At 67.0% G+C, this 19,635-nt stretch carries 17 protein-coding genes and 1 tRNA gene; 8 read left to right on the top strand and 10 right to left on the bottom strand.

Annotated features, from left to right (window positions below; translation table 11 throughout):
* Positions 1-70 precede the first annotated feature (70 nt).
* The 4 genes from ACP7CK_RS16315 to ACP7CK_RS16300 form a co-directional block, all read right to left on the bottom strand.
* The gene (locus tag ACP7CK_RS16315; protein ID WP_426026698.1) at positions 71-2,962 is read right to left on the bottom strand and encodes a TonB-dependent receptor; all 2,892 of its coding nucleotides are present in this window, start codon (positions 2,960-2,962) and stop codon (positions 71-73) included.
* A 121-nt stretch (positions 2,963-3,083) separates the two neighbouring features.
* On the bottom strand, positions 3,084-4,499 hold the full coding sequence (locus ACP7CK_RS16310) for a glycoside hydrolase family 30 protein (RefSeq protein ID WP_154725384.1): 1,416 nt from the start codon (positions 4,497-4,499) through the stop codon (positions 3,084-3,086).
* 92 nt (positions 4,500-4,591) lie between these two features.
* Complete coding sequence (locus ACP7CK_RS16305) at positions 4,592-5,671, bottom strand: LacI family DNA-binding transcriptional regulator (protein WP_154725392.1); 1,080 nt, start codon at positions 5,669-5,671, stop codon at positions 4,592-4,594.
* Positions 5,672-5,848: 177 nt separating this feature from the next.
* Positions 5,849-5,938, bottom strand: a tRNA-Ser gene (locus ACP7CK_RS16300).
* Positions 5,939-6,078: 140 nt separating this feature from the next.
* On the opposite strand from ACP7CK_RS16300, the gene msrA reads away from it, so the two are divergent.
* The 8 genes from msrA to ACP7CK_RS16260 all read left to right on the top strand — a co-directional run bounded on the left by msrA (position 6,079) and on the right by ACP7CK_RS16260 (position 14,319).
* Positions 6,079-6,729, top strand: coding sequence for a peptide-methionine (S)-S-oxide reductase MsrA (gene msrA, locus ACP7CK_RS16295; protein WP_426026697.1), 651 nt, complete (start codon positions 6,079-6,081; stop codon positions 6,727-6,729).
* Between the two features lie 93 nt (positions 6,730-6,822).
* The gene (locus ACP7CK_RS16290; protein ID WP_426026696.1) at positions 6,823-8,145 is read left to right on the top strand and encodes a VOC family protein; all 1,323 of its coding nucleotides are present in this window, start codon (positions 6,823-6,825) and stop codon (positions 8,143-8,145) included.
* A 58-nt stretch (positions 8,146-8,203) separates the two neighbouring features.
* Positions 8,204-8,491: a type II toxin-antitoxin system RelE/ParE family toxin gene (locus tag ACP7CK_RS16285; RefSeq protein ID WP_008260460.1), complete on the top strand. Its 288-nt coding sequence runs from the start codon at positions 8,204-8,206 to the stop codon at positions 8,489-8,491.
* The gene (locus tag ACP7CK_RS16280) at positions 8,491-8,790 is read left to right on the top strand and encodes a HigA family addiction module antitoxin (protein WP_008259525.1); all 300 of its coding nucleotides are present in this window, start codon (positions 8,491-8,493) and stop codon (positions 8,788-8,790) included. Before ACP7CK_RS16285 ends, ACP7CK_RS16280 begins: the two co-directional genes overlap by 1 nt.
* Before the next feature lie 63 nt (positions 8,791-8,853).
* Positions 8,854-10,701 (top strand): acyltransferase family protein, encoded by a 1,848-nt coding sequence (locus tag ACP7CK_RS16275; RefSeq protein WP_426026695.1) that lies wholly within the window; start codon positions 8,854-8,856, stop codon positions 10,699-10,701.
* Between the two features lie 151 nt (positions 10,702-10,852).
* On the top strand, positions 10,853-12,817 hold the full coding sequence (mdoH, locus tag ACP7CK_RS16270) for a glucans biosynthesis glucosyltransferase MdoH (protein ID WP_008262960.1): 1,965 nt from the start codon (positions 10,853-10,855) through the stop codon (positions 12,815-12,817).
* A 130-nt stretch (positions 12,818-12,947) separates the two neighbouring features.
* Positions 12,948-13,265: a hypothetical protein gene (locus tag ACP7CK_RS16265; RefSeq protein ID WP_008263590.1), complete on the top strand. Its 318-nt coding sequence runs from the start codon at positions 12,948-12,950 to the stop codon at positions 13,263-13,265.
* Between the two features lie 67 nt (positions 13,266-13,332).
* Positions 13,333-14,319 (top strand): SDR family oxidoreductase, encoded by a 987-nt coding sequence (locus tag ACP7CK_RS16260; RefSeq protein ID WP_426026694.1) that lies wholly within the window; start codon positions 13,333-13,335, stop codon positions 14,317-14,319.
* A 57-nt stretch (positions 14,320-14,376) separates the two neighbouring features.
* On the opposite strand, the gene ACP7CK_RS16255 is transcribed toward ACP7CK_RS16260, so the two are convergent.
* The 6 genes from ACP7CK_RS16255 to mraY form a co-directional block, all read right to left on the bottom strand.
* A complete protein-coding gene (locus ACP7CK_RS16255) occupies positions 14,377-14,661 on the bottom strand; it encodes a GNAT family N-acetyltransferase (RefSeq protein WP_035309610.1) in 285 nt (94 codons plus the stop codon).
* A 60-nt stretch (positions 14,662-14,721) separates the two neighbouring features.
* Positions 14,722-15,105 (bottom strand): hypothetical protein, encoded by a 384-nt coding sequence (locus ACP7CK_RS16250; protein ID WP_183198021.1) that lies wholly within the window; start codon positions 15,103-15,105, stop codon positions 14,722-14,724.
* A gap of 10 nt (positions 15,106-15,115) precedes the next feature.
* Positions 15,116-15,805, bottom strand: coding sequence for a hypothetical protein (locus ACP7CK_RS16245; RefSeq protein WP_426026693.1), 690 nt, complete (start codon positions 15,803-15,805; stop codon positions 15,116-15,118).
* Positions 15,806-15,941: 136 nt separating this feature from the next.
* The gene (locus ACP7CK_RS16240) at positions 15,942-17,120 is read right to left on the bottom strand and encodes an FtsW/RodA/SpoVE family cell cycle protein (protein ID WP_008262287.1); all 1,179 of its coding nucleotides are present in this window, start codon (positions 17,118-17,120) and stop codon (positions 15,942-15,944) included.
* A complete protein-coding gene (murD, locus tag ACP7CK_RS16235) occupies positions 17,117-18,520 on the bottom strand; it encodes a UDP-N-acetylmuramoyl-L-alanine--D-glutamate ligase (protein WP_426026692.1) in 1,404 nt (467 codons plus the stop codon). The genes ACP7CK_RS16240 and murD overlap by 4 nt, the downstream gene beginning before the upstream one ends.
* A gap of 4 nt (positions 18,521-18,524) precedes the next feature.
* A complete protein-coding gene (gene mraY / locus ACP7CK_RS16230; protein WP_008259852.1) occupies positions 18,525-19,634 on the bottom strand; it encodes a phospho-N-acetylmuramoyl-pentapeptide-transferase in 1,110 nt (369 codons plus the stop codon).
* Position 19,635 lies beyond the last annotated feature (1 nt).

The raw sequence follows: 19,635 nt of genomic DNA, 5'->3' as shown, positions 1-19,635 counted from the left end.
TCGATCAAAAAATGGGGCGAGACGGCTTGGCCGCCTCGCCCCGGAGGCTAAGGGCTAGGAGAGGGACGCCCTAGAACCGGTAGTTGACGCCGAACAGGAACTGCCGGCCGTACTCTTCATAGGTTTCGGGCAGCGAGCCGCCGTCCGCCGTGGTCGTGCCGCCGCTGTCCAGGCCCAGGCGGGTCCGGTAGGGCGAGTTGGTCAGGTTGTTGACCTGGAACAGCACGCCGAGGCCTTCCAGCGGCCCCTGTTCGAAGGTGTAGCCGATCTGGGCGTCGATCTGTTCGTCATCCAGGATCTCGGTGTAGCCGCGCGTTGCGAACAACTGCACGACCTCGCCCTTGAAGGCTTCGCGGAACCGCTTGCTGATCCGCGCCTGGAAGCCGCCGCGCTCATAATAGGCGGTCATATTATAGACCGTGCCCGACAGGCCCGGGATACGCACATTCTGGCCGTCCGGCGCCGGGTTCAAATCCGACTCGGTAAAGGAAATGCTGCCAAGCACGCCCAGCCCGTCCAGCGGCTCCCAGACGGTGCCGAAGTTCAGTGCGCCGCTGACTTCCAGCCCCTGCACGGTGCCGCCGTCGCCATTGGCCGGAAGACTGATCTGACCAATGGGGCTGACGATGACGTCGGCCGGGATCGAAGACGCCGTAGATGGCAAGGGGATGCCGGTGAAATCAAACGTGCCGTTCTGGGTGTAGATGTAGGTCTCCAGATCCTTGTAGAATCCGGCGATCGACAGATAGGTCGTCGAATCGACGTACCATTCGTAGGCAAGGTCGAAGGCGTTGGCGCGCCACGGCTCAAGTTCCGGATTGCCGCCGGACGCCGACCACGGATTGACGGTCGATCCCGGCGGACAAGGCTGACCCGAGCAGACCAGAGAGTTGAAGCCCGGCGTCACGTTCGCCCGCATCTCGTCCATCCGCGGCCGCGCCATGGTGCGAGACGCCGCGAAGCGAAGCCGATGGCCGCTGCCCAGGTCGTAGATCAGATTGAAGCTCGGCAGGATATCCAGATATTCGGCGCCCTTCGTCACCGAAATCGGATCGATGGGTGCGCCCGGCTCCGTGCCGTTGATGACGACGCCGGTCGATTCCTGGTTCTGGACCACGGCCTGCATGCCCACATTGCCGCGCCAATTTCCGCCCTCGAAGTCGAGTTTAACGAAGGCCGTGGTGACCTCTTCCTCGATGTCCCAGTTCTTGTCGAAATAGTTGGCGTCGAGGATCGGGGCGCGGTCGTAATAGACGTCGAGCGCCCGACTCATGTCGACCGCGAGGATGTCTCCAAAGCCCGCCCAAGCCAAGGAGACCGGGGTTTCCAGATATTGGGCGTCGACATAGACCTGCTGGCGGCCGTTCTTGAGGAACAGATCATAGTCGTCGACGCGCTTGGACTTCTCGCGCTTGGCGTAGTTGACGCCGGCGGTGAAGGTGTTGAAGAAGCCGTCCATGTCGCGCTGGATCTTCAGATCCGTCGAGGTGATGCTCTCCTCCACGTCCGGGAAGCGGATGGCGCCGTCATGCCCCCAACCGCCCCAGGGCGCGCGGTCGCCAAGGGTCACCTGAGAGGCGTCGGAATAGTCCAGACCTTCCGAATAGGTCGGATAGCCGTCGTCGTTCACCGTGAAGCCGATACTGTCCAAAGTACGCCCGACATCCGGCGTCGCCGGCGTCACTCCCCCTACGCCCCGGCCATATCCGGCGTAGGTCTCGAGTATGGTCTCACGGCGACGATTGTTCGAATAGGACAGATCGGCGACGACTCGTGTCCGGTCGTTGATCTCATATTCGGTATTGAGACCGATCGAGAAGATCTCGTCCTCGCGGGTATTGTAGTCGTTGCGCAGGATCGGCACGGCGTTGTTGATCGTGCCGCTGCGGCCAAACAGCGAACCGCCCCGCTCCTCGGTCACGACGTCGGTGAAGAAGGCGCCGTCAGCATAGGGGTTGGAGAACCACTGAGCGCCCCGCGTCGTCTCCTCCTGCTCGAACTTGGAATAATAGACATCGAGGATCGAGTGCAGCCGATCATTCGGACGCCATTCCACGATGCCGATGACGGCGTCCCGCTGGTTCAGGCGTGACGTGGCGAACACTTCCTGGCCGTTGAGCAGAAGCGCGGTGTCGGCGCTGTCGGGCTGGACCGAGTCCACGGTGCAGGTCGCGCCGGGGGCGCTCGGCTCACACGCGCCGCCGAAAGCCTCGTAACCATAGGCCTTGTAGTGCTTGTTCTGGGAGGGAGAATCCAGATGGGCGTAACCGAGGGCCAGGCCCAGCGTGCCGTCGGCCAATTGATCGATATAGCTGATCGAGAACCGGCCGCCGTAGTTGCGGACGTCGTCGTTCAGCTTGTCGCCTTCGGTCATCTCTCCGCGCAGGTTCACGGCGAGGGCGCGCTGGCCGAACGCCAGCGGCCGCACGGTCTGCAGGTCGGCCGTGCCCGACAGACCCATGCCCGACACCTCGGCGTCCGGCGTCTTGTAGATCACCACGCCCGACAGCAGCTCGGACGGATACTGGTCGAACTCCACCGCGCGATTGTCGCCCGAGCTGGCCTGCTGGCGACCGTTCAGCAAGGTGGTGGTGAAGTCCGGCGCCAGGCCGCGGATCGAGATGACCTGAGCCCGGCCGTTGACACGCTGCGCCGCCAGCCCCGGCAGACGGGCGATGGATTCGGCGATCGAGACGTCCGGCAGCTTGCCGATGTCCTCCGCGGAGACCGCCTCGACGATGGAGGTCTCCCGGCGTTTGGTGGCGATGGAGTCCGCCAGGCCGCGCCGCAGCCCGGTGACGACGATCTCCTCGACCTCCGTCGCGCCGTCTTCGGTCTGCGACGCCGTCTGGGCGACGGCGACCGCCGGCAGCGCCATGGCCAGCGCCAGGGCCGAGGCCGTCAGATGAAGCGCGCTCGCGCGCGGACGAATTGAATGAAACCCAGCAAATGCGCTGCGCATGTGATCTCCCCTCACGTTTCCCTTGGCGCGGGCCCTTTGAGCCCGGCGTCCATCTCTTTGGCGCCGTATTGGAAGCGCTTCCAACACCATACCGCCTTATTCGTCTTTGGCAATACGAGCTTTAGCGGGGTCCGCTCCACACGTAGGTTGCAGCGCTTGCCGGCGGGAGAGCGACCACAGCCCGCAGCCGGTCTTCGCCGATTTGGAACCGGGCCTCGACGTCAGACGCGTTGAGGACCACCAGCACCCGTCGGCCGTCGGGATTGACGAAACCGACCGCCTCAAGCCCCTCCGGTTTGGAAACGGCGACGCGACGCGCGCCCTGACGCACAAACCGGCTGGCGTGCCCGAAGGCGTAGTATTCCTGGTTCCTCTGAACCGCGCCCGTGCGGCTGTCGATCGTGACCACGCCGCGGCAATCGCTGCATCCGCCGGCGTGGGGGCCATGGTTCTCGTCCAGGGCGATGTTCCACATCAGCACGCCGCGCGCATGGTTCTCGACCGAACCGATGATCAGGGACTTCATCGTCCAGACGAAACTGTCCTTGAAGCCGGACGCCCAGTCGCCCCCCGAGCACTCGGTGAAGAAGACGTCCTTGTCAGGATAGGCGTCGAACACCCGGGACTGGGCCGCCACGTCGCCCGCGTAGCAGTGCCAGGCCACCCCGGAGACATAGGGCCGCGCCACAGGGTCGTTCAGCACGCCCAGGGGCTGCTCCGGCTTGTCCCAGTTATGATCCCAGTCGAGGATCTTCGTCTCAAGACCCGCCCGCTCCAACCGGGGCCCCAGGTCGCGTCCGATGAACCGCGCCCGTCCCTCGGCGCCCCAGCGCATGCCAGGATAGGAGTCAGGCTCGAAGTCCGGCTCGTTCTGGATGCTGATATAGTCGGTCGGCACGCCCGCGTCGGCCGCAGCCGAGATGTAGCGCGTCAGATAGTCGGCGTAGGTGGAATAGTATTCAGGCTTCAGTTCGCCCTGGATCATCGAGCCCGTGGTCTTCATCCAGCCCGGCGCGCTCCAGGGCGTGGCCATGACCTTGAGCTCGGGATTGATCGCCAGCGCCTGGCGCACCGTCGGAAAGACCTCAGCCGCCATGGGTGCAACCGAAAAGCCGGCCAGCGACGGATCCTCGGCGTCCGCCAGACTGTAATGGTTCAGCGAAAAGTCCGACGCCCCGATCGTCACCCGCGTGAAATCGAACCCGAGGCCGCCGTTCTCCCGTCCGAACAGATCACGCAGCAAGGCGTCGCGCTGGGACGGCGTCATTCGAGTCTGGATCAGATGGGCGGTCGCATCCGTCACGGCGGCGCCGAAGCCGACCATGGTTTGCAGCGGCGCGTCGGGGTCGAGGAGAATCGTCGGCGCCCCGGAGCCGGCGACCTCTGCTTTCATCACCAGCCGCTCCGGCGTGAGCAGCCGCGACCGATCGCCCGACGTCACCCAGCCGCCGTCCGGCGCCGATGCGCATCCGGCCGCCGCCAGCGTGGCCAGAGCCATGGCGCAGGCGCTCGCCCACAGCCGATCCCGTCGTTTCATGCCACCCTCCCTACAGGCGTCTCGCACGCGCCCTTTAATTGGAAGCGCTTCCATAATGACGCCGCAGATCGGGGCGTCAAGCGATGACCGTCTTAAGCCTCCCAGGCGCCGGCGGATTCCCGCACGACGACCGAATGGGGCAAGGTGCGGAAGGCCCAATCCCCGCCCCCTCCGGTGATCCGCTCGGACAGCAGTCGAACGGCCTCCCCGCCCATGGCCTTCAGCGGCTGATGCACGGTCGTCAGGGGCGGCCAGACGATGGCCGAGACCGGCGTGTCGTCGAAGCCGGAGATCGACACATCGCCCGGCACCTGGAGGCCGCGCGCATGGGCGACCGACAGCGCGCCCGCCGCCATGTCGTCGTTGGCGCAGATCAGCGCCGAGGGACGTGGTGAAAGCGCCAGCATTCGCTCGGCGATCAAGCTTCCAGACCGGAAGGTGAAATCCCCGCGTTCCACCGTGAGGGCGTCGTCCGGCAGCCCCATCTCCCGCATCGCCCGCCTCACGCCGTCCAGCCGACTTTCGGCCGACAGGTGCCCGGCGATGCCGCCGAGATAGGCGAGATGGCGATGGCCAAGCTCCAACAGATACCGCGCGATGTCGTGCCCGCCGGCCTCGTCGTCGATGCCGACGGCGTCGACCAGCCCCAGCCCGCCGCCGCCCGGCGAGATGGCGGCCAAGTGTACGCCTCTCGCTCTCAATTGCTGGATCAGGTCGGCGTTGTCCGAGAACGGCGGCGTCAGGATCACCCCTTGGCATCTCTGGTTGAGCGCGATGTCGATCACCTGCTGGATTGCTGCGGGATCGTCCTGCGGCACATGGCGCGTGAACAGCTGAAAGCCCGAATGCAGGCATTGCCGCACCGCCCCCAGTTCCAGCGCCGAGGCGTAGAAGGAGTTGGGCTCCGCATCCAGATCCGATGCGAGAACCAGCGCCAGCATGCGGCTGCCGCCGCCCGCCAGGGACCGCGCCTGCGGATTGACGCGATAGTCGAGCGTCTGCACCGCCTCCAGCACCTTGCGCCGCACCGGCTCCCGGACGTTCGGCCCGCCGTTGAGCACCCGCGATACGGTCGTCCGCCCCACGCCCGACAGACGCGCCACATCGTCGATCGTGGGTTTTCTGGCCGACAGGCCCTGATCCGGTCTCCACATGATCTCTGGATGACCCATGGCGCTGGCGACTGCAAGCAGCCGCAAGCGCTTCCTATCCGCAACACCCAATGCACGCTTCTTTTGGAGGGGCGGGGATCCGCTGAACCCGAATTCGCCCAAACTTGTTTTTGGTGCGGATCTGGGCGCTCTCACTCCGCTGTCTACAGAGCCTAGTATTTCACAGGCCGCAACGCGTGGCGGACAGAGAGGGATTCGAACCCTCGGTAGGCTTTCACCTACACACGCTTTCCAAGCGTGCGCGATCGACCACTCCGCCACCTGTCCGTTTCACGCCACGTCTTGCGCGCCGCCGGAGGTCGATCCGGCGGGAGGCGGGCCTGATAGAACACACTCGCCCCCTCGGCAAGCGCCTCTGACATCCCCATATAGGCGCTGACGTCATTTTCCTTACGAAAGCCACTCAGATGCTGTTCAAGAAGAGCGCCGAACTACCGACCGTCGAGACCGCCCTGCCCGGCCGTGCCGAGCCCCTGGCGACCGACACGACCCATTATGTCAGCGGCCACCCGCTGAAGGGCCCCTATCCCGAGGGGTTTCAGACGGCGATCTTCGGCATGGGCTGTTTCTGGGGCGTGGAGCGGATCTTCTGGAGCCTGCCGGGCGTCTGGGTGACCTCGGCCGGCTATTCGGGCGGGATCACGCCCAATCCGACCTATGAGGAGACCTGCACCGGCCGCACCGGCCATGCCGAGGTGGCCAAGGTGGTGTTCGACCCCAAGGTGATCACCTACGCCGAACTGCTGAAGGCCTTCTGGGAGAACCATGATCCGACCCAGGGCATGCGCCAGGGCAATGACGTGGGCACCACCTACCGCTCGGCCATCTACACCCTGAACGACGAACAACAGGCCGAAGCCGAGGCGTCGCGCAACGCCTATCAGGCGGCCCTGACGGCGGCGGGACGGGGGACCATCACCACCGAGATCGAACCGGCGGGCGAGTATTTCTACGCCGAGGCCTATCACCAGGGCTATCTGGCCAAGAACCCGGCCGGATACTGCGGCATCGGCGGCACCGGCGTGGTCTGCCCCATCGGGATCGGCGTCGAGGCCTGATCCCCCGTTATCGGGCGAAATGTCCTGTGGCCGCCGGCTAGGCGTCGGCGGCCGACAGGCGTAGGGAACGGCGAAAAGGTCCAGGGAGCCCTCATGTCCGACTTCGTCCACCCCGATGAGATCCGCAGCCGTTTCTCGGCCGCCCTGTCCGCCATGTACCGGGCCGAGGTGCCTCAGTACGGCGAACTTCTGGCCCTGGTGGCCGAGGTCAACGCCGGGGTTCTGAAGGCCGATCCGGCGGCGGCGGACCGTCTGGCGGCCTCGGGCGAACTGGCGCGGCTGTCCGAAGAACGTCACGGCGCCATCCGCGTCGGCACGGCCGATGAACTGGCCACCATCGCCCGCGCCTTCGCCGTCATGGGCATGGCGCCGGTCAGCTACTACAATCTGGCGCCCGCCGGGGTGCCGGTCCATTCGACGGCCTTCCGCCCGGTCGATCCGGCGGCCCTGGCGCGCAATCCGTTCCGGGTCTTCTGCTCCCTGCTGCGGCTGGAGTTGATCGAGGACGAGGCCCTGAGGGCGGAGGCCGCCGCCGCCCTGGCCCGGCGCGACATCTTCACCCCCGGCGCCCGCGCCCTGATCGAAACGGCCGAGACCGTCGGCGGCCTGGACGAGGCTCAGGCCGACCGGTTCGTGTCCGAACTGCTGGAGACCTTCCGCTGGCACGCCCAGGCGACGGTCAGCGCACCAACCTATGAGCGGCTGGTCGCCGCCCACCGGTTGATCGCCGACGTGGTCAGTTTCAAGGGGCCGCACATCAACCACCTGACCCCGCGCACGCTCGACATCGACGCCGCCCAGGCCGCCATGCCCGAACGCGGCATCACGCCCAAGGAGACGATCGAGGGTCCGCCCGACCGCGCCTGCGCCATCCTGTTGCGCCAGACCAGTTTCAAGGCCCTGCAGGAGGCCATCGCCTTCCCCGACGCGGACGGGACGACCCAGGGCGTCCACACCGCCCGCTTCGGCGAGATCGAACAGCGCGGCTGCGCCCTGACCCCTGTCGGCCGGGCCCTGTACGATGCGGCCCTGGCGAACAAGGACTTCTCGGCCCTGCCCGACGACTGGGCGGCCCTGCGCCGGGACGGCCTGGCCTGGTTCCGCTATCGCGCGACGCCCCAGGGCCAGGCGGCCCGCGCCGAGACCGCCGATCTGGAGGCCCTGATCGCCCTGGGACACGTCGTCGCGGAGCCGATCACCTACGAGGACTTCCTGCCCGTCAGCGCGGCCGGCATTTTCCAGTCCAACCTCGGGGCCGAGGTGCGCGAAGCCTATGCCGTCGACCCGGCCAAGGCCGATTTCGAAAAGGCTCTGGGCCGGTCGGTGCTGGATGAGATGGCGCTCTATCAGGCGGAGCAGAAGGCCTCGATCGCCGCGACCCTGAAGGCCCTCGGGCTGACCACGGCGCCGGCCTGAACCTCGAAATCCGTCAACTGTCACTTGACAGTTATCACGCCGGACGTGACAGTGCGACGTGGAGATCGAAAGCATCAGGCACAAGGCTCTGCGGCATTTCGCGGAAACGGGGAAAGCCAAGGGTCTGCCCGCCGCGTTGGTAGGCCGGATCACCAATATCCTGGCCTATCTCGACGCCATCGCCACAGAAGATGAATTGCTGGCGCCGCCCAACTTTGGCGCACACCGGCTGACGGGGGATCGCGCGGGCGTCTGGTCCCTGACCCTCACCAGGAACTGGCGGCTCACCTTCCGAATCAACGACGCCCTCGCGGTCGAGGACATGGACTTGGAGGATTATCACTGATGGCTATCCGACTTCATTCCGCCTTCGCCGTCCACCCGGGCGCCTGGCTTCGGGACGAGCTTGTGACGCCCCGGAATCTCAGCGTCACGGCCTTGGCCGACGCGCTCGGCGTGACGCGTCAGGCCGCCAGCAACCTGCTGAATGGCCGGTCGGGCGTTTCCGCCGAAATGGCCATCCGCTTCGAAAAACTGTTCGGCGTCAGCGCCGACACCCTGGTGCGCATGCAGGCCAGGCATGACCTCGCCAAGGCCCGCGCCCACGAGCAGGACATCCGGGTGCGTCCGCTGGCCGCAGCCTGACGAACCCCTCCCCAGATCATACCCGTATTGCCTGACGCCGCGCACCGGATCATAGACGCGGCCGTGCCCCCCTCTGCTCCCTCGTCCACGCGCCGCTATGATCTGGACTGGATCCGGGTCGGGGCCTTTGGCCTGCTGATCCTGTACCATGTCGGCCTGGTCTACGGGGTCTACGGCTGGCACGTGCACAGCGTCCACACCTTCGAGTGGATGCGCGAAGCCATTCTCATCACCAATCCTTGGCGGCTGACCCTGCTGTTCCTGGTGTCCGGGGCGGCGCTGCGGTTCATGACCTTCCGGCGCAGTCCGCGCGAGGTGGCGCGCGCCCGGTTCGCGCGACTGGTCCCGCCCCTGCTGTTCGGCGCGGTGATCCTGGTGCCGATCCAGTCGTGGATCGAGGCGATGGACAAGGCCGGCTGGCCCAGCGGCCTGGCGGGTTTCGCCGCCTGGATGGTGCATGAGTTCAGCTGGAGCGGCCTGGCCGACGGGGTTCCGGTCAACCACCTGTGGTTCATCGTCTATATCGCCGCCTACAGCGTCGTCACCGTGCTGCTGTGGCGTCGGCCGGGCCTGATCGACCAGATGGGCGCGTGGCTGGAGAAGGCGCTGGCGGGACCGCGGGTGCTGATCCTGCCGATCCTCTACCTGATCGCCATCCGCATCCTGCTGTTCCCCTGGTTCGGGGTGACGAACATCCTGCACTGGGACTGGTACAATCACGCCCTGTCGCTGGGGGCCTTCGTCTTCGGCTTCTGCATCGTCGGGCGCGAGACGATCTGGCGCGACATGGAGCGGTATCGCTGGGTCGCCCTGGGTCTGGCCGCGGTCGCCCTGCCGGTCATGATGGCCCAGGTCTGGCATCCGGGCGGGCGGGCCTTCTGGGGCGTGCCCAAGGCCATGGTCTATGGCCTGGACCAGTGGGCGACGATCGTCGCCATCCTCGGCTTCGGCAGCAGACATCTTCGGTCGCGCGGCGGACCGGTGCTGAAATACCTGACCGAGGCCACCTTCCCCCTCTATCTGGCGCACCAGACCATCCTGGTCGCCGCCGTCTGGATCATCCGGCCCGCCCGCCTGCCCGTCGGGCTGGAAGCCCTGTCCCTGTTGCTGATCACCTTCGCGGGCAGTTTCGCCGTCTTCGAGGTCGTCAAGCGAATCCCCGCCATCCGCCCCCTGTGGGGGCTGAAGCCGCTGGACGGCCGGCCCTGGCCGGTGGACCTGGCGGCCTTGCGACGCCCGCCCGCCCGCTATCACCGCCGCCGGCGTCTGCTGGCCATCGGCGTGGCCGCACCGCTGCTGGCCCTGACGGCGGTGGCCGCCGCCATCGCCGCCTATCCCGGTTTCGACAACGCCACCCAGTATCTGAGCGAACTGGGCGGGGCGACGGCCCCGGCGCCGATCATCTTCAACGGCGGGGTCTTCGTCGCCGGGGTGATGGCGGCCCTGGCGGGGATCGGCTTCGGCCTGGCCGTCTACGCCCTGACGGAAAAGCGGATCGCCGCCGCCGTGATCGCCGTGGTCTTCGTCCTGGCCGGGGCGGGCATGTCGGCCTCGACCCTGTATCCCTGGCCCGATCCGCGCCACATGATCATCAACCTGGCCCTGGGCATCCAGTTGGCGCCGGTTCTGCTGCTGTGGGGGCTGGCGTCGCGCCGGGACGTGCCCCGGTTGAAAATCTTCCTGGCCGCCACTTTTGTCATCATGGCGATTCTGACGGTTGTTACAAAACACCTCGTCTTCCCCGGCACGGTCAACGACGACAATGTCGGCTGGTGGGAGCGCGCCTACGCCATTGTTCTGGTGTGCTGGGTGGGGATCGCGGCCTGGGTTCTGGACCGTAAACTGCTGCAGGACGCGGTGAAATTCCCGCAGCGCCTGCCTGACGCCGCCCCGGCGGTCAAACCTGGGTAAAGATTCCCGATATTTTTTGCCCATATCAACATTGCGTGATTGAAAGTCGCGCGAATGTGATCGACTATAGGGCTCGTGCTGCAATGCAGCGCGCCGCCCCCTTCCTGCCTTCGGAAGCGGGGTCGGTCAACACGGGGGCGTCCAGAGCGGCATGAACAAGCTGGCGATCCGGCCTGTCGAACAGGCTGATTTCGAGACGACGAACCAGGCGGCTCAAGGGCCGTCGTGGTCCTGGCTGCCTGACGAGGCGCCGCTGGCCATGCCGGTTCAATCCTTGGCCGCGCCCGACGCCGTCGCCGATACGACCCCGGCCACCGCCCCGCGCACGGTCGCCCTGCGCCGCCTGATGCTGCTGGCCGGCACCGTGGCCCTGACGGGCCTGTCCGCCATCACCCCCTTCTACCTGTACGCCCGCAAGGGCTGGGACCCGACCGAGATGCTGGCCTTCGGCATCTTCATGCTGCTGATCACCGCCATCTCCTGCTGGTTCGTCAGCGGCCTGATGGGCCTGGCCGTCATGCTGCGCGGCAAGGATCAGGCCGATCTGGCCTTCGCCCCCCACCCGGCCCTGCCGCGCACGCGCACGGCCCTGCTGATGCCGCTGTACAATGAGGACGCCCGCGCCTCCTTCGCCCGTCTGGCGATGATCGACCAGTCGCTGACCCGCCTGGGCGCCGCCTCGGCCTTCGACATCTTCGTGCTGAGCGATTCGACCAAGGAAGAGGCTGCGGCCTCCGAACGTTCGGTCTTCCAGGCCTTCCGCCTGGCCGCCGGCTGCAAGTCCTTCTACCGCCGCCGCTCGGACAACGCCGAGCGCAAGGCCGGCAACCTGGCCGAATGGGTCCGTCGGTTCGGCGGCGCCTACGAGAACATGATCGTCCTGGACGCCGACAGCACCATGGCCGGCGAGACCCTGCTGCGCATGGTCGACGCCATGGAGCGCAATCCCGGCGTCGGTCTGATCCAGACCGCCCCCGTCATCATCAAGGCCCGCACCATCTTCGCCCGCGTATCCCAGTATTCGGTGCGCCTGTACGGCCGCGTCGCGGCTGCGGGCCTGGCCTACTGGACCGGTTCGGAATCCAGCTACTGGGGCCACAACGCCATCATCCGCACGCGCGCCTTCGCGGCCTGCTGCGGCCTGCCCCACCTGAAGGGTCGCAAGCCCTTCGGCGGCCACATCATGAGCCATGACGTCGTCGAGGCCGCCCTGATGCGCCGTGCGGGCTGGGCCGTCCATGTCACCGCCGCCCTGGACGGATCCTGGGAAGAGACCCCGCCGTCGATCACCGACTTCATCCGCCGCGACCACCGCTGGTTCCAGGGCAATCTGCAGCACCTGGGACTGATCGGCGCCAAGGGCCTGTCGCCGATGAGCCGCCTGCAGCTGGCCATGGGCTGCATGGCCTATCTGTCCTCGCCCCTGTGGCTGGCGTCGCTGATGGTCGGCCTGTTCATCCAGATGTTCTATCCGGTCGACTGGACCAGCTTCTTCTACATCCTGAACCCCCAGTTCACCCCCTTCATGCTGGCCTCCTTCCTGTCGGGCGTGCTGCTGATCGGGCCCAAGTTCATGGGCGCCGCCCTGGTCCTCAGCCGTCCGGCCGAGCTGCGCGCCTTCGGCGGGCGTCGCGCCATCGCCAAGGGTATGGCCGCCGAGATCGCCCTGTCGGCCATCCTGGCCCCCATCCTGATGGTCGCCAACACCAAGGCCTTCATCCAGATCCTGTCGGGCCACGACACCGGCTGGACCACCCAGCAGCGCGAGGCCGACGGCCTGGCCTGGTCCGACGCCTTCCGCGCCATGCGCTGGCAGATGGTCGCCGGCGTCGGCTTCATCCTGCCCCTGTGCGTCCGCCCCGACCTGGCCACCTGGTTCGCCCCGATCGTCCTGCCGCTGCTGCTGGCTGCCCCGATCGCGGTCTGGACCTCGCGCGTCCGCTCGGGCGACGCCCTGGCCGCCAAGGGCTTCCTGGTCACCCCGGTTCAGGACGGCGTCAGCGTCAACCCGGCCGTCCTGCACGCGCCGCGCTCCCCCCTGCGGGCGGTCGCCGGCGGCGTCCTGGCCCCGGTCGCAGCCCCGGCCATGGTCCCCGCCCGCGCCCCGGAACTGTAGGTCTCGGCTTTAAGCCAGCGAAAACCGATGCATGGCGGCCACAGCGCCGTCATAACCGCTACGGTCAAGCTCGACGCGCCGGGGCGCAGCCGCCATTTTCGATCCTCAGCTCTGCTGGGGACCCGATTCCATGACCAAGAAAACCGGCGCCGATTCCAAACCCGACCTGCGGCTCGTCGGAACCGAGGCCGCCGTCTATGACCTGATGCGCGCGCCCCAGAGCAACGCCGAACGGGTCAAACGCCTCCAGCTCGAAGCCCACGCCCTGGCCCTGGAGGAGATCGAACAGTTCGAGAAACTGCTGACCCAGGCTGCGGAAAAGGCGAAAGACATCGCCTCGGGCGGCGACGCCTATCCGGTCGGCGTGCGTGAAATCGCTGCGCGCCTCGCCGCCGACCTGCCCCCCCGGGCCGAGACCATCCGCACCATCGTCGGCCGGGTCGGCTAAAAACGGGGAACGGCTCGCCGCCTGGATCGCTCTTCTGAAGACCCCCACAGTCTTCAGGAGACCCGTCATGGACGACCGCTTCAACGCCCGCGCCGACGACATCGCCGACCAGGAACGCGCCATTCAGCGCGACATCGACGCCAAGGACCAGCAGTCCGGCGGCGATGAATCCTCCGGCGCCGTCCAGGCCGGCGCCCGCCCCTATCCCGCGCCGCCCTTCCCCAAACAGCACCAGACCAAGCCCGGCGACGAGGCCGCGCTGGACCCGGCCCCGATGTACGACGCCCCCTTCTGGAAGGGCTCGGGGAAACTTGAGGGCTTCGCGGCCCTGATCACCGGCGCCGATTCCGGCATCGGCCGTTCGGTCGCCGTCCTGTTCGCCCGCGAAGGCTGCGACGTCGTCATCTGCCATCTGGACGAGGACAATGACGCCGAAACCACAAAGGCCGCCGTCGAAGCCGAAGGCCGCCGCGCCGTGGTGCTGAAGGGCGACGTCGCCGATCCGGCCTTCGCCGAGGCGGCGGTCAAGGCCACGCTGGACGCCTTCGGCCGCCTGGACGTCCTGGTGCCCAACGCCGCCTTTCAGGAACACGTCAACACCTTCGAGGACCTGACCTACGAGCATTTCGACCGGACGCTGAAGACCAACCTCTACGGCTATTTCAACATGACCAAGGCGGCGGTCCCGCACATGAAGTCCGGCGGCGCCATCGTCATGACCGGCTCGGTCACCGGCCTGATGGGCAGCCAGGCCCTGCTGGACTATTCCATGACCAAGGGCGGCATCCACGCCTACGCCCGCTCGCTGGGGACGCATCTGGCGCCGCGCGGCATTCGGGTGAACGTCGTCGCCCCCGGCCCGGTCTGGACCCCGCTGAACCCGGCGGACAAGGACGCCGAGGCCACGTCGCAGTTCGGCGCCCAGACGGTGATGAAACGCCCGGCCCAGCCCGAGGAAATCGCCCCCGCCTACGTCTTCCTGGCCTCGCCCCAGATGTCGAGCTTCATCACCGGCGAGATCCTGCCCATCATCGGCGGCTATTCGGGCGGCTGAATTGAAGACGCCGCCCCCTCGCGCGAGGGGGCGGCGTCCCGGCCGCGCTGACAGGTTTCAGGCCAGCACGTCGTCGTAGTCGGGATGCCGCTTGTGCCAGGCGACGGCGTAGCTGCAACGCGGAAACAGTTTCAGCCCCTTCTCGCGGGCGTATTCCGCCATCGACTGCATGAAACGGCCGGCCGCGCCCGAGCCGCGCAATCCCTGTTCGGCCTCGACATGCAGGATCATCCGTGCCCCGCCGCGCACAGCGTAGTCGGCCCAGACCCGGCCATGCCCGGTCTCGCTGTCGAACTCCTGTTCGAAGCGGTTCTCATCTGTCGCGTCCGTGAACGGTCCCATACTCAACTCCCTTTTGCCTTCAACAGCTTGGGAGGCGGGATGTTCCATCGGCGGATCGCGTCAGATCGGCTTGTCTTGCAACAGATTGATCAGGCCCAGCACGCTCTTGACCGTGAACCAGACGCTGAGCAGGAACAGGGCCAGCCCGCATAACAAGCCGGTGATTATGCCTATGCCGATCGCGGCGAGAGGGATGCTGATGATTATTCCGATCCAGAGCGCGACCGTCCACCAGATGACCGACCAGAAAAGCCGGATCTGACTGTCGATATGCTGGCGCGCGACGCCCACAGCCGTCCCCCGCGCCACATAGGACACGACCAGTCCGACCAGAACCAGCACATTGGCGCTGGGGATCGACAGGATGAACAGGGCCCAGGCGATCAGGGCGGCGACCTTGCCTTCCGGCTCCTGGCCTGCAGTGAAGTTCGGCTCGGTCGTCATGATCGTCCTTTCAGAACAGCCAGGTGCGAGGATTGTCGATCGGCCGCCCGGCCTTCAGCCGCATGACGCCGAAGACGCCGCGCGCCAGCACCCACAGGGCCAGCAGGAACAGGACGAAGACGCCGATATTGACGATCACCAGCAGGGCGCCCAGCACCACGGCCACGGCCGCGCTCCACAGGGTGCGCTGCTGATAGATGAAGTGGCTGGCGGCCACGGGTTCCTGCGGCCCGTCGCGGCCCGTCACCGCCAGCAGGGCCAGGACGGCCGCCACGCCCAGCGTCGGCACCGCCAGCAGGATCAGTACATAGACGGCGTACAGGCTCATGGGCGCGGTCTGCGGCGCGTTGCCGCCCACGGGTTCGCGTCGGGGGGGCTGAGCGTCCTTGGCCGCCCGCTCGCGCCCCGCCGAAAACCGCGTCTCGCGCGCAGCGGTGAAGGGCTCGGTGCGGTCGAAAGGTCCCGGTTCAGGCCTGGGCTCCGGGCGGGCTTCCGCAGCGAACACAGGCGACACCGGCGCAGGTTCCGGCGGGTCGAACAGGTCCGGCTCACGCTCCAAAGGCTTGGACACAGCGGGCGCGGGCTCTGGCGCTCTGGGACGACCCGCCAGCGACGCGGGCGAGACGAAGCCGACATGGGCGTCGTGATCGTGGTCGTCTTGCGCGGCCCCTGGGCCTGTCGGATCGCCGGGTTCGGCCATGACTCTCGAACGCTTCTCTCACGCCGCAGCAGCGACTGGATTCGCGACCGACAATGGCCGTGCGCGGCCATGGACGCAACCTGACCCTCGCCCTTTCGTCAATCCGGACAAGGCGGGGTCTGGACGGCGGCGGGGTCTAAAGCAGCCGCCGCCCCGGTCGCGACAGGCTGGCCCCCGGTTCATAGGCTCCCGGCCGGCGCCGCGTCAGGGCCAGGGCGAAGCCCATGGTCAGGCCCATGGCCAGCATGGACGAGCCGCCATAGCTGATGAAGGGCAGGGTCATGCCCTTGGTCGGGATCAGGTTCAGGTTCACCGCCACATTGATGCAAGCCTGAAGCCCGATCAGCATGAACAGGCCCGCCGCCGCCGTCTGTTCGAACGGATCGGTCAGCTTCATGGCCCGACGCATGCCGCGCACCACGATGAAGGCGTACAGGCTGATCATCGTCAGGCTCAGCACCAGGCCGAACTCCTCGGCGCCGACCGAATAGATGAAGTCGGTATGCAGATCGGGAACATGGCGCTTCATCACCCCTTCGCCGATGCCGCGTCCGACCAGGCCGCCGGCGCGAATGGCCTCCGCTGCGCTGTCGATCTGATGCGTGTCGGTGGTCTCGGGCGAGAAGAAGCGGCTCAGGCGGTCGCGCATGTGGCCGAAGACGAAATACAGCGACACCAGGCCGGCCATGCCCGCGCTGGCCAGAACCGCCATCCATTTGAACGGAACCCCCGCCATGAAGAAGACGGCCATGAAGGTGGTGGTGATCAAAAGCGTCTGGCCGATGTCCGGCTGGATCAGCAGCAGGCAGACCGTCAGGGCGTAGAAGCCGAAGGCGATGGTGACGCCGGGCACCCCCTGCCCCTTCTGCGCCTCGGCGAACATCCAGGCGGCGAAGACGATCAGGCCGGGCTTGGCGAACTCGGACGGCTGCAGGCTGAAGGGACCGAAATTCACCCAGCGGGCGGCGCCCTTCACCGTGTCGCCGATGAAGGGCAGGGCCATCATCACCACAATGGCGCCGAACAGGGCCAGGACGGCGATCCGCCGCACCCCGCGCGGCGACAGCAGCGAACTGGTCAGCATCAGGGTCAGGCCCGCGCCCGAGAAGACCATCATCCGCCAGGAATAGTGGAAGGGATCGGTGATCGATTCATCGGCCAAGATGGCGGCCGGGCTGGAGGCGAAGCTGAGCGCCACGCCCAGGCCCATCAGCGCCAGGGCCGCGCCCAGCAGGCCGCGATCCACGGTCCAGAACCACTGGGCGACCGGGCTCTGGTCGTTGCGCGAGAAGGCGGGGGTGTAGGAGGCGCTCATCGGGCTGTCTCCGGGGTTGCGCCGAGGTTCAGCACGGCGGCGCGGAAGGCTTCGCCGCGCACCTCGAAGTCGGGGTACTGGTCGAAACTGGCGCAGGCGGGCGACAATAGCACGATCTGGTCGCCGCCTGCGGACGCGGCGTCTGCGGCGGCTGCGGCGACGGCGGCGTCCATGGTCTTTGAGATGACGTGGGGCGTGTCGCCGAGGGTGGCGGCGAAGGCCTCTGCGGCGTCTCCGATCAGATAGGCCTTGGCCACGCGCGGGAACAGGTCGGTCAGATCGTCGATGCCGCCGTCCTTGGGCTTGCCGCCTGCGATCCAGAAGACCTTGGGATAGGAGGACAGGGCCTGACGCGCGGCGTCGGCGTTGGTGGCCTTGGAGTCATTGATGAAGCGAACGTGGCCGATATGGCCGACGGCCTCCATCCGATGGGCCAGGCCGGGGAAGGTCAGCAGGCCTTTGACCACCGTCTCCTCGGGAATGCCCATGTCATTCACGGCGAGAAAGGCGAAGGCTGCGTTCTGGGCGTTATGCCGCCCCGGCAAGGAACGAGCCTTCGACAGATCGACGATGGGGGCGGGACGACCGCCCGCATTATAGGTCAGCCAATCGTCCATCAGATACATGCCGAGGTCGTCATCCATCGGCCGCTCGACCGAGACAGGATCGACAGCTCTCCCCTCCGCTTTCAGTTCCTGCCAGATGGCGAAGCCGCAGGGATCGTCAATCCCCACATAGGGCGCGGTCTTTCGCGACTGGAATATACGCCGCTTGGCGGCGACATAGCCCTCCATCCCTCCGTGACGGTCCAGGTGATCGGGGCTGATGTTGGTCAGGATCGCCGCGTCGGGCGCGAAACTCGTCGTCAGGTCCAGCTGGTAGCTGGAGACCTCGATCACATAGACGGCGCCCGGCGTCGGCTCCGGCAGGGCCAGGACGCCGATGCCGATATTGCCGCCGACATGGACGGTCAGACCCGCCTGCTGCAGCACCCATCCGATCAGGGCCGTGGTCGTGGACTTGCCGTTGGTGCCGGTGATGGCGATCACCCAGGGACGCCGGCCTTCCGGCAGGGCGTCCAGCGCGCGGGCGAACAGTTCGATATCGCCGACGACCGGCACGCCCGCCGCGCGCGCCTTGTCCACGGTCCAGTGCGGCTTGGGATGGGTCAGGGGCGCGCCGGGCGACAGGACCAGGGCGGCGAAGCCGGACCAGTCGGCGGCGGTCAGGTCCTCGACGATGAAGCCCTCGGCCTGGGCCTGAAGCCGGCCCGAGACGCCGTCGTCCCACAGGACGGGGATCGCGCCCCCGGCCCTCAGCGCCCGCGCGGCCGTGATCCCCGACCGTCCCAGGCCGAAGACCGCGACCCGCCTGCCCTCATAGCCGGGAACGGGGATCATCGGATCAACGCAGCTTCAGCGTCGACAGGCCGATCAGCGCCAGCGCCCCTGCGATGATCCAGAAGCGGATGACCACGGTCGATTCCGGCCAGCCCATCTTCTCGAAATGGTGGTGGATCGGCGCCATCAGGAAGATGCGCTTCTTGGTCAGCTTGTAATAACCGACCTGGATCATGACCGAGGCGGCCTCCATCACGAACAGGCCGCCGACGATGCCCAGCACCAGCTCGTGCTTGGTCGTGACGGCGATGGCGCCCAGGGCGCCGCCCAGAGCCAGGGAGCCGGTGTCGCCCATGAAGATCTTGGCCGGAGGGGCGTTGTACCACAGAAAGCCGGCGCCCCCGCCGATCATGGCCGCGCAGAAGATGGCCAGCTCGCCGGCGCCCGGCACATGGTGGACCTGAAGATACTGGGCGAAGACGAAGTTGCCGGCCAGATAGGCGATCAGGCCGAACGCCCCCGCCGCCATCATCACCGGCACGGTCGCCAGTCCGTCCAGACCGTCGGTCAGGTTCACGGCGTTGGAGAAGCCGACGATGGTGAAGGCGGCGAAGGCCACATAGAACCAGCCGATGTTCAGCAGCACGGCCTTGAAGAAGGGGAAGGCGATCGAGGTCTCGAGCCCCGGCGAGGTCGGCGAAACCTTCATCCACAGCACGGTCAGAACGCCCGCGATCACCGCCACCACCGTCTGGGCCGCCAGCTTCTGTTTCGAGGTCAGGCCGGCCGAGGTCTGTTTCGTCACCTTGGCGTAGTCGTCGATGAAGCCCAGCACCCCGAAGGCCGCCGTCACGCCCGAGACGATCCAGATATAGGGGTTGGTGAGGTCGCCCCACAGAAAGACCGCGACGCCGATGCCCGCCAGGATCATCAGCCCGCCCATGGTGGGGGTGCCGACCTTGGACAGATGGGACACCGGACCGTCGTCGCGGATCGGCTGGCCCTTGCCCTGTTTGGCGCGGATCCAGTTGATGAACCGGCTGCCCATGGCCGCCGCCACGATGGCCGCCGTCGCCAGGGCCAGGGCCGCGCGGACGGTCTGGTACTGGATCAGGTTCAGCAGCGGATACTGGTGCGCGACGTCGGCGTAATAGAGATACAGAAGGTAGAACATG

Origin of the sequence: Brevundimonas sp. TSRC1-1 (assembly GCF_049898245.1) — a bacterium.
GTDB classification, from domain to species: domain Bacteria; phylum Pseudomonadota; class Alphaproteobacteria; order Caulobacterales; family Caulobacteraceae; genus Brevundimonas; species Brevundimonas mediterranea_A.
The sequence above is the reverse complement of the archived record's forward strand: the minus strand, read 5'-3'. Positions and strand labels throughout refer to the sequence as shown.

Bases quoted from the DNA above. Each gene is read 5' to 3' on its own strand.
- ACP7CK_RS16315 (WP_426026698.1), bottom strand. From the start codon at position 2,962: ATGCGCAGCGCATTTGCTGGGTTTCATTCAATTCGTCCGCGCGCGAGC.
- ACP7CK_RS16310 (WP_154725384.1), bottom strand. From the start codon at position 4,499: ATGAAACGACGGGATCGGCTGTGGGCGAGCGCCTGCGCCATGGCTCTG.
- ACP7CK_RS16305 (WP_154725392.1), bottom strand. From the start codon at position 5,671: ATGGGTCATCCAGAGATCATGTGGAGACCGGATCAGGGCCTGTCGGCC.
- msrA (WP_426026697.1), top strand. From the start codon at position 6,079: ATGCTGTTCAAGAAGAGCGCCGAACTACCGACCGTCGAGACCGCCCTG.
- ACP7CK_RS16290 (WP_426026696.1), top strand. From the start codon at position 6,823: ATGTCCGACTTCGTCCACCCCGATGAGATCCGCAGCCGTTTCTCGGCC.
- ACP7CK_RS16280 (WP_008259525.1), top strand. From the start codon at position 8,491: ATGGCTATCCGACTTCATTCCGCCTTCGCCGTCCACCCGGGCGCCTGG.
- mdoH (WP_008262960.1), top strand. From the start codon at position 10,853: ATGAACAAGCTGGCGATCCGGCCTGTCGAACAGGCTGATTTCGAGACG.
- ACP7CK_RS16265 (WP_008263590.1), top strand. From the start codon at position 12,948: ATGACCAAGAAAACCGGCGCCGATTCCAAACCCGACCTGCGGCTCGTC.
- ACP7CK_RS16260 (WP_426026694.1), top strand. From the start codon at position 13,333: ATGGACGACCGCTTCAACGCCCGCGCCGACGACATCGCCGACCAGGAA.
- ACP7CK_RS16255 (WP_035309610.1), bottom strand. From the start codon at position 14,661: ATGGGACCGTTCACGGACGCGACAGATGAGAACCGCTTCGAACAGGAG.
- ACP7CK_RS16250 (WP_183198021.1), bottom strand. From the start codon at position 15,105: ATGACGACCGAGCCGAACTTCACTGCAGGCCAGGAGCCGGAAGGCAAG.
- ACP7CK_RS16245 (WP_426026693.1), bottom strand. From the start codon at position 15,805: ATGGCCGAACCCGGCGATCCGACAGGCCCAGGGGCCGCGCAAGACGAC.
- ACP7CK_RS16240 (WP_008262287.1), bottom strand. From the start codon at position 17,120: ATGAGCGCCTCCTACACCCCCGCCTTCTCGCGCAACGACCAGAGCCCG.
- murD (WP_426026692.1), bottom strand. From the start codon at position 18,520: ATGATCCCCGTTCCCGGCTATGAGGGCAGGCGGGTCGCGGTCTTCGGC.
- mraY (WP_008259852.1), bottom strand. From the start codon at position 19,634: ATGTTCTACCTTCTGTATCTCTATTACGCCGACGTCGCGCACCAGTAT.